Origin of the sequence: Actinopolyspora biskrensis (assembly GCF_013408175.1) — a bacterium.
In the GTDB taxonomy this organism is placed as follows: domain Bacteria; phylum Actinomycetota; class Actinomycetes; order Mycobacteriales; family Pseudonocardiaceae; genus Actinopolyspora; species Actinopolyspora biskrensis.
In genome coordinates this window covers 65,778-79,047 of the sequence record NZ_JACBYW010000003.1, presented here as the reverse complement: position 1 = coordinate 79,047, position 13,270 = coordinate 65,778, and the positions used below count along the sequence as shown (strand labels likewise).

The window sequence follows — 13,270 nt, the reverse complement described above, 5'->3', positions numbered from 1 at the left end:
GGATCGGACACGATCGGTGATTACCGCTCGGTCGTGTGCTCTGCTCGCGGGAAGAGCGTTCCTCCGACAGGGGCGGTTACCGGTGGGTGTTCGCGCAAAGGTCACCGGTGGTCCCACGAAAGGTAGTCCTCGCCCGTGCGGCGGCACCGGGGCACCGTGCGGGGCGGCACGGGACCGCGTGGAGTGGACGACCCGATCGTGTCCACGTCCCGTGCCACCACGGTGTCGGTGCGGGGCGCGGCCCCGCACGCGACTCCGCTGCGGGCCTCTTGCTGCCGGAGCGGTTCGGGTGACCGTTCGCTCGGTCGGGGCGGGCGTCGGTCGAGCGGCGAAGCCGCTTGCCTCCACCTGCGCAGCAGGCACCGCCGCGGGTTCTCGGACGAGCGCCCGGCGAGGACGGCCGCGACGTCGCGCGGCCCGCTACCCGCTGCCGGGGCACTCGCTCACGAGACCGCGGGAGGCTCCGCCATCCGCTCCACCACGCGAACCGAGCCGAGAACCCTCTTAATAACGCCCCGCGTTGAAGTCCGCCTGCGTGCTGCGCAACGCCGCCATCGAGCCGATGCCCGCTCCGCCGCCGAGCAGAATCGCGAAGACGTCGGCCGTGACGCCGCCGCTGGAGATCAGCAGTGCCAGCAGTCCGACTCCCAGGGTCACCCCCGCGACGGGAGCGCGTTTCTTGGTGAAGTTCACTGCGGTCTGCCCACCGGGACGTTTCCGGGCCGTGCTGGACAGCAGGGCGAGGTACCCCGCGTGCCCCGCGGCGGCCAACACGGCCAGGAGAGTGACCAGAAAAGCGACCACATCGACAATCGTGCCCATGACTTCAGTCTGCCCGCTGCCGCGGGCGTTGGGTACAACGGATTTCCCGAGCGAGGCGTTCCGTCCGGGTTTCGCGAGTGCTCGTTGAGTCGAACCTCCCGCGCCGGGACGAGCCGCTCGGGTGGATGTTCCGGCGTTGCCGCCGCCGCTGGAGACCCCAGGGTCGACCGGTGACTCGACCGGAAGAGCTCCCGGGGACGGCGTGGACCGCTCGGGGGCCGGTGGGACGACCATCGGATGCCGCAGTGAAAACCCCTGTGCGGCTGTTGGACAGAACCGAAATCACCACTAGTTTGCTGATATGGGTGACAGCTCGGCTGCCGCGTTCCGGCCACAAGCAGGATCCGCGGGAGAACTGACGGGCAAGCGGGCGCTCGTTACCGGGGCGGGAAGCGGGATCGGCGCGGCCGTGTCCAGAAGACTGGCGGCGGCGGGCGCCGATGTGCTGCTCGCCGATCGCGCGGCCGAATCGGTGGAGACGGTCGCCTCCGGGATCGGTGCTCGGCACACCGTCGTGGACCTGTCCGACCCCGAGACCGTCGCCGGGTTGGGTGAGGACGTCGACATAGTGGTCAACAACGCCGGTCTCCAGCACGTGGCGCCCGTGCACCAGTACCCGCCGGAGATGTTCTCGCTGTTGCTGGACGTCATGGTCCAGGCACCGTTCCGGATCATCCGGGCGGCTCTGCCCGGCATGTACCGCAGGGGGTGGGGCCGCATCGTCAACATATCGTCCGTCCACGGGCTGCGGGCCTCTCCGCTGAAGAGCGCGTACGTCACGGCCAAGCACGGACTCGAGGGGCTGTCGAAGACCGTCGCGGTGGAGGGGGCCGAGCACGGGGTCACGTCGAACTGCATCTGTCCGGGATATGTCCGTACGCCACTCGTCGAACACCAGGTGAGCGAGCACGCGGTGCGGCACCGGGTGCCGCGCGAACAGGTGGTCGAGGACGTGCTCCTGGCCAGGACCCCGGTCAAACGGCTGGTCGAGCCGGAGGAGGTCGCCGAGTTGGCCGTCTGGCTGTGTGGTGACTCGGCCGTTTCCGTGACCGGCTCCTCGTTTCCGATGGACGGTGGCTGGGCGGCACACTGAGGTGTCGAAGCTTTCGGCTCGGCTCGCGTGGCGGTGCGGGGGAGGAACCCCGGAGCGGCGCCCGGCCGCGGGATGCCCGACATCGGGTAGCGGTCATACACAACATCGGGGCCGTCCTCGCCGGGCACTCGTCCGAGACCCCGCGGCGCTGCCGGCTGCGCGGGTGGAGGCAAGCGGCTTCACCGCTTGATTCCCCGTTCGCGAGTTCAGTGGCCGAGCCTGCCGCGACCGAGCCGGAGCAGGAGCATGGCCAGCTCACGCCCCTCGGGACCGAGTTCGCGGTAGCGCGCGAGCACGTCCATCTCGCGGTTGTAGACGATGCGGGGGCCTCCGGCCGCCATCCGCTCGGCACCTATGCGGTGGGAGACCTCGGCGCGGCGTTTGACCAGCCGCAGGATCTCCTCGTCGAGGTGGTCGATCTCCTCCCGAAGGTCCTCGCCGGAACTCCCGTCGGCGGGCCACTCGGATTCGGGTGCTTCGGCGTTGCTCTGATCGCTGTCCACAGGCGTGTTCACTTCGTCCTCCGGCTCGTCGGCCCTGGACCTCGACCCGGATACGCGAAGGCCCCGGGTCCGAGGACTCCGGGGCGTCGTAGATATGGAGCTCACACAGCTACGGGCGCCGGAGTCCTGCGCCCGTAGAAAAACTGGTAAAGCCGCGTAAGCACACGACCAGTGTGCCACACGAAGTCGTTCCTCGGCCAAGGCGACGGTGCTCCGACTTTCGGGGGACTCCCCGTGCGGCCGCGCCCGCCCGGACGGGGGACAGGGTGGCGGCGGAACAACGCGTCGCGGCACCTCGTTGTGCGCGGGGGTCTCGGCAGGAGGGGTTCCGGTGCGGTTGTCGTCGGCGCCCGTCGGGGCGGGCGGTACTCTGAACTACCGATGAGCACCCTGTTCGACGTCCCCGCCGAAGGCCCGAGCCACTCCGAGGGAACCACCTCACCGGCAAGAACGGGGGAGGCCCCCGCCGGGGGGCACGGCAGCGCGCCAAGCGCGCGGGAGGAACGAACGGGAGAGCGGTTGCTCGACGAGATGAACCCGCAGCAGCGGGAGGCGGTGCTGCACAGCGGATCGCCGCTGTTGGTCGTGGCCGGAGCGGGATCGGGCAAGACCAAGGTGCTCACCCACCGGATCGCCCACCTGCTGGACGCGCGTGGTGCGCATCCGGGGCAGATAATGGCGATCACGTTCACCAACAAGGCCGCCGTCGAGATGAAGGAACGAGTGGCCGAGCTGGTGGGGCGCCGCGCCAACGCGATGTGGGTGTCCACCTTCCACTCGATGTGCGTGCGCGTCCTGCGCCGCGAAGCGGGCGTGCTCGGACTCTCCAGCAATTTCTCGATCTACGACGCGGACGATTCGCGCCGGCTGGTCACCCTGGTGAGCCGGGACCTCGAACTGGACTCCAAGCGCTACCCGGTGCGCACCCTGGCGGGGCAGATATCCAACCTGAAGAACGAGCTCGTCGATCCGGAGACGGCCGCGGAGCGGGCAGGGAACGACCTGGAGCGCAAGGTCGCCGAGGTCTACGCCGCCTACCAGCGGCGGCTGGGAGAGTCCAACGCGCTCGACTTCGACGACCTGATCATGCGCACCGTCACGCTGCTGCGGAACCACCCGGCCGTCGCGGAGCACTACCGGCGCCGCTTCCGCCACATCCTCGTCGACGAGTACCAGGACACCAACCACGCACAGTACGCCCTGGTCCGCGAACTGGTCGGCACGGAAACGAGCGCGGAGGGCACGCCCCCGGGGGAGCTGTGCGTCGTCGGCGACGCCGACCAGTCGATCTACGCCTTCCGCGGCGCGACGATCCGCAACATCGAGGAGTTCGAGCGCGATTATCCGCAGGCGCACACCATCGTGCTCGAGCAGAACTACCGCTCCACGCAGACGATCCTGTCCGCGGCGAACTCGGTGATCAGGTCGAACACGGGCCGCAGGGAGAAGCGGCTGTGGAGCGAGGCCGGCGAGGGAGAGCCCCTGGTCGGTTACGTGGCCGACAACGAGCACGACGAAGCGGCCTTCGTGGCCGCCGAGATCGACCGGCTGGTCGACTCGGGCGAGGCCACCTTCAACGACATAGCGGTGTTCTACCGCACCAACAACCAGTCGCGCGTGTTCGAGGAGGTGTTCATCCGCCTCGGCCTGCCCTACAGGGTGATCGGCGGGGTGCGCTTCTACGAGCGCCGCGAGATCCGCGACGCGCTGGCCTACCTGCGGGTGTTGGACAACCCGGAGGACACGGTGAGCCTGCGCCGGATACTCAACGTCCCCAAGCGGGGCATCGGCCAGCGCGCGGAGACGGTGCTTTCCGAATACGCCGACCAGGAGCGGATCTCCTTCGCGACGGCTCTGCGGCACGGAGCACGCGGCGAGATCACGCGGCTGAACTCGCGTGCGGCGCGTGCGGTGGCCGGTTTCGTGGATCTGCTGGACGAGCTGCGCGAGCTCGTGCCCACGACCGAGGTCGCCGACCTGCTGCAAACCCTGTTCGCCCGCACCGGATACCGGGCCGAGCTGGAGAGCAGCGAGGACCCGCAGGACGCGAGCAGGGTGGAGAACCTGGACGAGCTGATCGCCGTGGCGCGGGAGTTCGGCGAGACGCGGGCTGCCGCCCGGGAGACCGCGGCCGATGCCTCCGGGGACTCCGGTGCCGGTGAAGCGGTCCCCGAGGAGGACGCGGACCAGGGACTGCCCGACGACTCCCTCGGGGCCTTCCTGGAGCGGGTCTCGCTGGTCGCCGACGCGGACGCGCTCCCGGAGAACGGGGACGGCCTGGTCACGTTGATGACGCTGCACACGGCGAAGGGGCTCGAGTTCCCCGTCGTGTTCGCCGTGGGGTGGGAGGACGGAGTCTTCCCGCACACCAGGGCGTTGGGCGATGCCGCGGAGCTTTCCGAGGAGCGGCGGCTCGCCTACGTGGGGATCACCCGCGCCAAGAGGCGGTTGTACCTGTCCCGTGCTCTGATGCGCTCCGCGTGGGGACAGCCGATGACCAATCCGGCCTCCCGGTTCGTCACCGAGATTCCGGAGCACCTCGTGGAGTGGCGCAGGGTCGAACACGAGCGTTCGGCACCGCGTGAGCGTGGCAGCTGGTCACCGAAGAACGGTTCGGACGGCAAGAGGTCCGGCGGCGGTGCGGAGCGTGCTTCCACGAGCTCCGACTGGAAGAACGCGGTACCGCTCAAGCTGTCCGAAGGGGACAGGGTCAACCACGACAAGTACGGGTTGGGCACGGTGCTGTCCACCGAGGGCGAAGGTGTACGCGCTACCGCGACCATCGACTTCGGGAACTCGGGGACCGTGCGGCTGATGCTGATCGGCAGTGTTCCCCTGGTCAAGCTCTGATCGGAACTCGGGACGTTTCGCGCGAAACCGTCACTCCGGATTCGTGCCGGGGGAACGTTTCGCGCGAAACGTTCTTCGGGCGGGTGGACGGGCTGCGGCAACCGGGTCACGAATCCGCTGAATCGCCTCGAACCGGTGGCTGCGCGCGTATGCTTCGTGCTTTCGAACACGTGTCGCCGTAGCGAGGTGAGTTGTCGTGTCACAGGCCTTGGCCGTGGTCGGTGCCCCCGTGCTGCTCCTGGCGCTGTTCCTGGTCGTCAGGCTGGTCACCGCGTTCCGGGCGAACACCCCGGAGCGCGGTGACCAGTGGACTCCGATCCGGGGCGGTTACGCGCGCTACCGCTCTTCGTTCCGGAACGGGGGCCACGCCCACTTTGCCGGAGGCGGCGGAGCCGTCGGAGGAGGCGGCCCCGGCGGAGGAGGCGGCGGTGGGGGAGGCTGCTGACTCCTCCCGCGCCTGTCACCCGTCCGGCGTCCCGGAATCGAGCGCCTTCCGGCGGTTACCCGCAGCCGCGCACCGGAGCGGCCGGTGCGCGGAGTCGTTCCGGCACCGGCCGCTCCGGCCGCCGGTCAAGCCGTGTCGCGTCGCCGGAACGCGGTGACCCCGGCCGCCATCAGAACCACCGCGGCCGCGGTCAGCGCGATCAGCGGCGTGGCTTCCGGATCCCCGGTGGGCAGCATCGGGGTGTGCGCGAAGGGCGATACGTCGGCGAGCCAGTCGGGTAGCCGCAGCAGGGGGCCGAACATCCCCACGAACACGCCCCAGGCCAGCACGAGCCAGCCGAGACCGCTCGCGGCGGGCACCAGCCCGAACAGGAGCGTGGCGATCCCGGCCAGCACCCACACCGCGGGCAGGTGCACCAGGGCCGCGGCGAGCACCCGGAGCACGTTGCTCGCGTCCCCGCTGGTCGCCGCGTAGACGAGGCCCGCGCCCAGGCCGCCTCCGCCCAGCACCAGCACGCTGCCGGAGACCGTGGCGGCCAGGTTCGCCACCGCCCACCGGGTTCGGGACAGCGGTGTGCCCCCGAGCAGGGGCTCCAGCCGCCCCGCCGACTCCTCGGCGCGGGACAGACCGGCCGACTGCAGGGCGAAACCGCCGGCGACCATGGCCATCAACGAGATGTAGGTGGCGATCATGGTCTCGGCCGAGTCCGCCTGCCCGTTCTGCGCGAAGAAGCGTTGCGCGGTCTCGTTGCTCTCCACGAACCTGGCCGCCTGCTCGGCGATGGTCCCCACGAACGCGCCGAACAGGACGAACCCGACCGTCCACCCCGTCAGCGCTCCCCGTTGCAGCCGCAGCGCCAGCGCGAACGGGCCGGACAGCCGGCCGGATGCCGATGCTCTGCCGAGACCGCCCCGGACGAGCCCGGCCCCCTCGTCCCTGCGACCGCGGAGCGTGAAGGCCAGGACCACCAGCACGAGCGTCAGCAGCAGCGCCGGGACCAGTGGCCACCAGATCCCGTCGACGTAGGCCCGGGTGCGCTGCGCCCAGCCGATGGGGGACAGCCAGGACAGCGTTCCGTCCCCGAGGTCTCCCGCGCCGCGCAGGGCGAAGGTCACGGCCAGCAGGGCTCCGGCGAGGCCGCTCGCGGCCCGGCCGTGCTCCATTATCTGGGCGGCCACGGCGGCCACGGCGGTGAAGACGAATCCGACCGAGGTTAGCCCTGCCGCGAACAGCAGCGATCCGGACAGGCTCAACTCGGGCAGTGTGGCGGGCAGGCCGAAGCCGAGCACCAGCCCGAGCACGAGGTTCACCCCCAGCACGGTGATCAGTGCCGCGGCGGGCGGAGCGTAGCGGCCGACGACGGCCGAGCGCAGCAGTTCGGTCCTTCCGCTCTCCTCCTCGTGCCTGCTGTGCCGCATCACGAGCAGGATGCTCATCAGCGCGATGAGCACGGCCGTCATCCCGCCCATCTCGTTGGCGGTCATCGCGCCGTAGGTGTAGTCCTCCCGCCCGAATCCGGGGCCGGTGAGCACCACGGTGGCCGGGTTGTCCATCAGCGCCGCCCTGGCCTGCCGTTCGGCCGCCGTCCCGTACGCGGCGGGAAAGCCTGCCACGCTGCCGAGCAGGAAGACCGCCACCCCGGCCATCCAGACGGGGATGCGTATCCGGTCCCTGCGCAGGATCAGCCTGACGAGTTCGCCCGTTCCGGCCATCCCGTTCATCGGGGCACCTCCTGCTGCGTCGTGGTTCCGGACTCCTGTTCGTAGTGCCGCAGGAACAGTTCCTCGAGGGTGGGCGGCTGGCTGGTCAGGTTGTGCACGCCGACCCGGGTGAGCCGGCGCAGCAGCCCGTCCAGCGCGGGAGTGTCCACTTCGCAGCGGATCCGGGTCCCGTCGACGTCGAGCTCGTGCACCCCGGGGAGGTCTTCCAGACCGTCGGGGGGAGCGGAGAGTTCGGCGGTGACCGAGGTGCGGGTGAGGTGCCGCAGTTCGGAGAGGGTCCCGGACTCCACCGTGCTGCCCGAGCGGACGATCGTCACCCTGTCGCAGAGCGCCTCGACCTCGGAGAGGATGTGGCTGGACAGCAGGACCGTGCGGCCCTCTCGGCGCTGCTCGCGGACGCACTCGCGGAAGGTCTCCTCCATCAGCGGGTCCAGCCCCGAGGTCGGCTCGTCCAGTATCAGCAGTTCGCACTCGGAGGCCAGCGCGGCCACCAGCCCGACTTTCTGCCTGTTGCCCTTCGAGTAGGTGCGTGCCTTCTTGCGCGGGTCGAGGTCGAACCGTTCGAGCAGCTCGGCTCTGCGCCGGGAGTCGATTCCGCCGCGCAGTCGCCCGAGCAGGTCCATGACCTCGCCGCCGGAAAGGTTCGGCCAGAGGGTCACGTCGCCGGGGACGTAGGCGATTCGGCGGTGCAGTTCGGTGGCGTCGTTCCAGGGGTCGCCGCCGAGCAGGCCCGCTTCTCCCGAGTCGGCTCGGAGCAGGCCGAGCAGGATCCTGATCGTGGTCGTCTTGCCCGCTCCGTTGGGGCCGAGGAAGCCGTGGACCTCCCCGGGGCGCACCTCGAGCTCGAGTCCGCCGAGCGCTCTGGTCGCTCCGAAGTTCTTGGTCAGGCCGGAGACGGAGATGGCTGGGGTTTCGGAATTCATGTCGATTCCTCTGGGTACCCGTTCGGGGATCGTTCGCGTGTCGGCACTTCGTTCCGAGGGCCGTTCGACGTGTCCGTTTCGTCCGGCGATCCCGGTTTCCGTGTGGGTGCCGACCTGATGTGGGAGGGGTGCTCCGACGTTGTCGGACGAGGGTGGCGCGGCCGTGGCCGCGGCGTTGTCACCGCGCTGTCGTCACCGGCGCGTTCTTCCGGCCCTCGGGGCGAGTGCCGAATCCGGTCCGCTCTGCGCGCCCCGGGCCGTTGACGTCGGTGTCGCGCCGGCGGGCTCGGCGGGCGGATCGGGGTCCGCCGTGCGTGCTCCCGCGCGGGATGAGTAGAGCCCGGTTCCGGGGTGTCCCACCCGAATGGCTGCGGCGACCTCAGGTATCACGGTTCAGATGGTACATAAGTTTCACAAATTCGTGAATAGTATGAATACAGGTGGTCGGCGTCCCGTGTTCCGCGTTCGCCCGGCCTCGTCCGGATGGTCCTCCGCGGTCGCCCGCTGTTAAGTTATACTGTTTTCACAAAGCTGTGAACTTTGGCAAATGTGTAAACCAGCTGCCGGGGAGGCGAGCGAGCACTGCGGGAGGTCCGGATGTCCGAGACAGCGCCGAACCCCGCGCAGGGGCGTGACGAGCAGGCGGTGGCTCGCTTCGTCGAGCGCTTCGCCCTGGACTTCAGCGAGGCGGGGTTCCCCCGCATGGCCGCACGGGTGTTCGTTCGCCTGCTCGTGACGGACGAGGGGGCCTGCACGGCGGCCGAACTCGCCGACTCCCTGCAGGTCAGCGCCGCTGCGGTTTCCGGGGCCGTGCGCTACCTGATCCAGGTGGGCCTGGTCGTGCGGGAACGCGAGCCCGGCAGCCGGCGTGATCGGTACCGTGTCCGCGACGACATGTGGTACGAGGCGTTCGCGCAACGCGACGAGCAGTTCCTGAGCTGGGAGAGCACTCTGCGGGAGGGCGTTTCCGCGCTCGGGGCGGAGACGGCAGCCGGAAGCAGGCTGGACGAGACGCGGCGTTTCTTCGAGTTCCTGCGTGCCGAACTGCCCAAGTTGATGGACAAGTGGCGCGCCCAGGAGGGGTAGGAGAAACAGAGTCGGCGGTGCCGGTTGCTTGGGTGGTCGCTTGGCGGAACCTCTCGCGGGCTCTCGCTGCGGGTGCCCCGACATCGGGTAGCGACCTACACGACGTCGGGGCCGTCCTCGCGAGAGCACCACGGGAGAACCCGCGGTCGGCCGGGCTGCATAGGCTCAAAGCGCCCGCGTTGGACAGAAGCCTTGCGCTGGGAGTTCCTGTTCGCGAGGTCCGTGCCCGGGGCTCGGGCGGATCCTTCGGCGCCGGAGGATCCGCCCGGCAACTCGCACCGCCGGGGGTTCTCGGTCGAGTGCCCGGCGAGGACAGCGCGCCCGTGGCGTAGGTGTGGCTACTCGATGGGCGCGCTCCCGCAGCCGGGCGCCGACCGAGGTTCCGCCACCCGCACCGCCACGCAAACCGAGCCGCGCAAACCGAGCCGCCGAGCCTCAAAGAAGAGCCGCCGTTCTTAAATTCAGGTGACGTTGACGCCGCGGGCGTTGAGCCAGGGAAGCGGGTTGATCTTCTTCCCGCCCTGGTTCCACACCTCGAAGTGCAGGTGCGTTCCCGTGGAGAAACCGCGATTGCCCATGGTGGCGATCTGGTCGCCCGCTTCCACCTTCTCGCCCTCTTGCACGGTGACGCTGTGCACGTGGCCGTAGACGGTGATGGTGCCGTCCGTGTGCTGCACCCGTACCCAGAGGCCGAAGCCGCTCGCGGGGCCCGCTTCGAGCACCGTTCCCTCGGCGACGGAGGAGATCTTGGTGCCTTTGCTGTTGGCGATGTCGATGCCGTAGTGGGTGGTTCCCCAGCGTCCGCCGAAGCCGGAGGTGAATGTGCCCTCCGCCGGAGCGACGTAGTCGGGTTGCCGTGCCTCGCGGATGGCCGCTTCACGGGCGCGCTCGACGCGCTGGCTCTTGGCTATCTTGCGGACTTCGTCGTCGGTGTTGGCGGTGCGTGCTACGGGCAGCACCTCGGGGGAAGGTGCGGCACCACCGACGCCCGCGCTCGCGCCGTCCGAACCCTTGGTCCCGGTGTTCTCCTCGGTGGCGGTTCCCAGCGAGGCGGCGGCTTCCTGGCTGGAAGCCAGTGGAGTGGAGTCGTCCTGCTGGGAATCGGACTGGTCCTGTTCGGCGGCCATCGCCTGTCCGGCGGCCGCGAAGGCGCCGGCCGCGACGGCCGCGACGACGATTCGTCCGCGCAGCACCGAGGAAGGTGTCGGGGGCCGGTGCTTGCGGTTTCGGTCCGCTGTGGACTCCTCGTCCGAATCGTGCTGCTGTACCGGGGCGTTTTGTTGACCGCCGGGGGAGCGGTGTCGAGTCAATGCTTGACCTTCCGTCTCGGGGAGCCGGACCACAGGGCCGGGTTGGGGAGACCCGGTCCGGTCGGGGTAACCGGTACTTGTCCCTGTTCGTGATCTGACTGTGACAACGGACGTCGGGACATTAACCAAGGGAGTCCCCTAGGGGCAAATCCCGATCGGGTCCGCTCTGTTCGTCACGCGGAGCGAACACCGCTTCGCCGGACGTGAGGGAACGGCTTTTCCGTTGTGCTCGCCCGCGGTTCGAACGTGGTCTTCCCTGCGTTTTCCCGCGATGGCAAAACTGTCCAATTAGTATGTCGGCTGTGATCGTCCCGGGCAGGCCGAGGTTGAGCGACGACCGCGAAAAGTGCCTCAAGTCACAACACGATGTTGTCACGCCCCGGTGTGGCCGTTGGTGGTTTCGGGTAATCGCTTGGTAGCGATGAACACGTTCAGTGTCCAACTGGTGCACTGTGTGTCTCACGTTCGTGCGGGTTGCTGAAAGCCCTTAGCTCGAAGAGATGAATTCGGAGCAGGTGCCCTCCGCGCGGCGTCGGGGCGTGCCCGCCCGTGCCCTTCGAGGTTGTTAGCGTCGGTGCCGTGAATGCCCGTTCCGGTCAAGAACCCGGAGCCGAGCCCGGTGCCGCGGTCGGATCCGGTCGTCCCGGAAAATCGGACATGAAGACTACTTTGGACAGTTCCCTCGCCGGTCCGGGAAACCGCTCGTGGCCACTTCTCCGGACGGCCTCCGGGATCGCCGCCGTGGCGGCCCTGTGCATCGGTGCGGCTCCGCTGCTCGGCGTGGTCTCGCCGCCGGTTCCCGCCGCCTATCCCTCCTGGCCGGTGCTGTTGCTGCTCGGCCTGCTTCCTCCCGCGCTGTCCGCGTTCTTCCTCGGCGCGAACCGTCCCGCGGCGGCACGTGCCGTGCTGCTCGCCGCGGGGGCGCTCGCACCGAGCGCGCTGCTGGACGACGCTCAGCTGCTGGTCGATCCCGGCGTGGTCACCGATCCTGCGTTGTTCCTGCGCGAGAGCCTCCGCCCGCTGGCCCCGTCGAGCGGTGCCTGGCTGCTGTCGGCCGGACACGTGATGCTCGGAGGAGCGGGGGTCCTCGCCTGGACCGCCCGGTCCGCCCCGGCGGGCACGGGCGAGCGCAGTCCCGTGGGCAGGAGGCAGGGGCTGCTGGCCGGAGTGCTGTGCACCGCGGTCCTGGGCGCGATCGGCGCGTTGCTCGCCCGCTTCGTCTCCACCGACCCCTTCGTGCTCACCGGGGGAGGGCCGGACGCCTCCGTGCCGGTGTTCGCGGGGGACCTGCTGCTCGCGATCACCGTTCCCCTCGTCGCCGGTGTCGCCGTGAGTTCGGTGGACGCGGACACCGCGCGAGGAGGACTGCTCGGTTTGGCGGCCGCCCTCGCTGGGACGACCGTCCCGGCGCTCGGAGCCGTGCTGTTCCACGCGGAACTGTCGATCGGCTGGGGGACGATCCTCGAACTGGTGGCGGTGTCCGGCTTCGCGGTGCTGGCCCTTCCCGCGGGACGAGTGGTCGACAGCGCGCCCGCCTCCGCGGAAATCGAGCTGCCCGGTCACGACAGGCTGTCCGCGGCCGCCGGGATCCTGGCGATGCTCGGAGGAGCGCTGGCGGTCGTCGCCGCGCTGTCCCCGCAACTGCGCACCGCCGACGGGGAGGTCGGGCTGGCCGAGTACGCGAACCTGCGCCAGCTCCTGGTCGCGGGCTGCGTGTTCGCGCTGCTCGGTGCTGCCCTGCTCTTCCGCCGGGGAAGAGCGGCGCGTCCGGCGCTGGCCGTGGCATGGGTGATCGTCGTGCTCGCGGGCGCCGCGAGTCTGGACATCGTGCTGCACGTGGCTCGTGCCACCGGTGCCGAACTTCTCGGCTTCGGCACCTGGCTGACGGTCGCCGCGATCCTGCTGTCCGGGGCGGCCGCCTGCTGCGCCGGACTGGCAGGCGGGGCCGAACGCGACGAGGTGGATCTCAGCGAAACGACCGCCGACCGTTCGCTGATCGTGCCCACGGTGCTGCTCGGGCTGCTCACGGTCGCGGCCTTCACGCTCCCGGTGCTGACCGCGCCGGACTACGTCCCGCTCGGCATCCTCACCGAGTTCGGCATCGCCTCGTGGGGGCTGCTCTGCGCCGTGCTGGCGGTGCCGGCGGCACTGGTGCTGGTCCCCCTGGCGCGGGGTGAGCGCGCCGCCGGGTTGCTGGCGGGATGTGCGCTGGTGCTGTCGATGCGTGCGCTGCAGGCCCCGTTGACCGCCTCCGGGGTGCCGGACTCCGCTCCCGGAGCGGGACTGTGGTGCGCGCTGGCCGGTGCCGTGCTGGCCGTCGGGACGGCGATTCCGGCGGCGCGCTCCCGTTCTTGATGTGAGCTTGACCGCTCCGCGCGGCTCCCGCAGCACCGCACGGCGGGAATTGCCTGCTCGCGCCCGCCTCGGGGTGAGCGAGTTCACCGCATGCGCTGCTTCTGTCGTTCTCGCAGGTGGATATGGTTACCGGAGTCCGACACCGACGTCGCAGGAGAGTCG

10 protein-coding genes are annotated in these 13,270 nt (G+C 69.9%); 5 read left to right on the top strand and 5 right to left on the bottom strand.

Annotation, left to right across the window (positions count from 1 at the left end; translation table 11 throughout):
• Positions 1–504 precede the first annotated feature (504 nt).
• A complete protein-coding gene (locus tag FHR84_RS08720) occupies positions 505–822 on the bottom strand; it encodes a hypothetical protein (protein ID WP_179534993.1) in 318 nt (105 codons plus the stop codon).
• 301 nt (positions 823–1,123) lie between these two features.
• On the opposite strand from FHR84_RS08720, the gene FHR84_RS08715 reads away from it, so the two are divergent.
• Positions 1,124–1,915 carry a 3-hydroxybutyrate dehydrogenase gene (locus tag FHR84_RS08715; RefSeq protein ID WP_179534992.1) on the top strand — a complete coding sequence of 264 codons (792 nt, stop codon included), beginning with the start codon at positions 1,124–1,126 and terminating at the stop codon, positions 1,913–1,915.
• A gap of 206 nt (positions 1,916–2,121) precedes the next feature.
• Here the strand turns inward: FHR84_RS08715 and FHR84_RS23215 are convergent, their stop codons facing one another.
• Positions 2,122–2,430, bottom strand: a complete 309-nt coding sequence (locus tag FHR84_RS23215; protein WP_343075206.1) for a chorismate mutase — start codon at positions 2,428–2,430, stop codon at positions 2,122–2,124.
• Positions 2,431–2,799: 369 nt separating this feature from the next.
• Here FHR84_RS23215 and FHR84_RS08705 point away from each other — a divergent pair, with 369 nt between their 5' ends.
• Both FHR84_RS08705 and FHR84_RS08700 read left to right on the top strand, forming a co-directional pair.
• Positions 2,800–5,268, top strand: a complete 2,469-nt coding sequence (locus FHR84_RS08705; protein ID WP_218862589.1) for a UvrD-helicase domain-containing protein — start codon at positions 2,800–2,802, stop codon at positions 5,266–5,268.
• Positions 5,269–5,464: 196 nt separating this feature from the next.
• Positions 5,465–5,713 (top strand): hypothetical protein, encoded by a 249-nt coding sequence (locus FHR84_RS08700; RefSeq protein ID WP_179534991.1) that lies wholly within the window; start codon positions 5,465–5,467, stop codon positions 5,711–5,713.
• 125 nt (positions 5,714–5,838) lie between these two features.
• Here the strand turns inward: FHR84_RS08700 and FHR84_RS08695 are convergent, their stop codons facing one another.
• Positions 5,839–7,434 carry an ABC transporter permease gene (locus FHR84_RS08695; RefSeq protein ID WP_179534990.1) on the bottom strand — a complete coding sequence of 532 codons (1,596 nt, stop codon included), beginning with the start codon at positions 7,432–7,434 and terminating at the stop codon, positions 5,839–5,841.
• Positions 7,431–8,357 (bottom strand): ABC transporter ATP-binding protein, encoded by a 927-nt coding sequence (locus FHR84_RS08690; protein WP_179534989.1) that lies wholly within the window; start codon positions 8,355–8,357, stop codon positions 7,431–7,433. The genes FHR84_RS08695 and FHR84_RS08690 overlap by 4 nt, the downstream gene beginning before the upstream one ends.
• 597 nt (positions 8,358–8,954) lie before the next feature.
• Here FHR84_RS08690 and FHR84_RS08685 point away from each other — a divergent pair.
• Positions 8,955–9,443: a GbsR/MarR family transcriptional regulator gene (locus tag FHR84_RS08685; RefSeq protein ID WP_179534988.1), complete on the top strand. Its 489-nt coding sequence runs from the start codon at positions 8,955–8,957 to the stop codon at positions 9,441–9,443.
• A gap of 461 nt (positions 9,444–9,904) precedes the next feature.
• Here FHR84_RS08685 and FHR84_RS08680 read toward each other — a convergent pair whose 3' ends face one another.
• On the bottom strand, positions 9,905–10,636 hold the full coding sequence (locus FHR84_RS08680) for a peptidoglycan DD-metalloendopeptidase family protein (RefSeq protein ID WP_179535384.1): 732 nt from the start codon (positions 10,634–10,636) through the stop codon (positions 9,905–9,907).
• Between the two features lie 774 nt (positions 10,637–11,410).
• On the opposite strand from FHR84_RS08680, the gene FHR84_RS08675 reads away from it, so the two are divergent.
• A complete protein-coding gene (locus FHR84_RS08675; protein ID WP_179534987.1) occupies positions 11,411–13,108 on the top strand; it encodes a hypothetical protein in 1,698 nt (565 codons plus the stop codon).
• Positions 13,109–13,270: the final 162 nt, after the last annotated feature.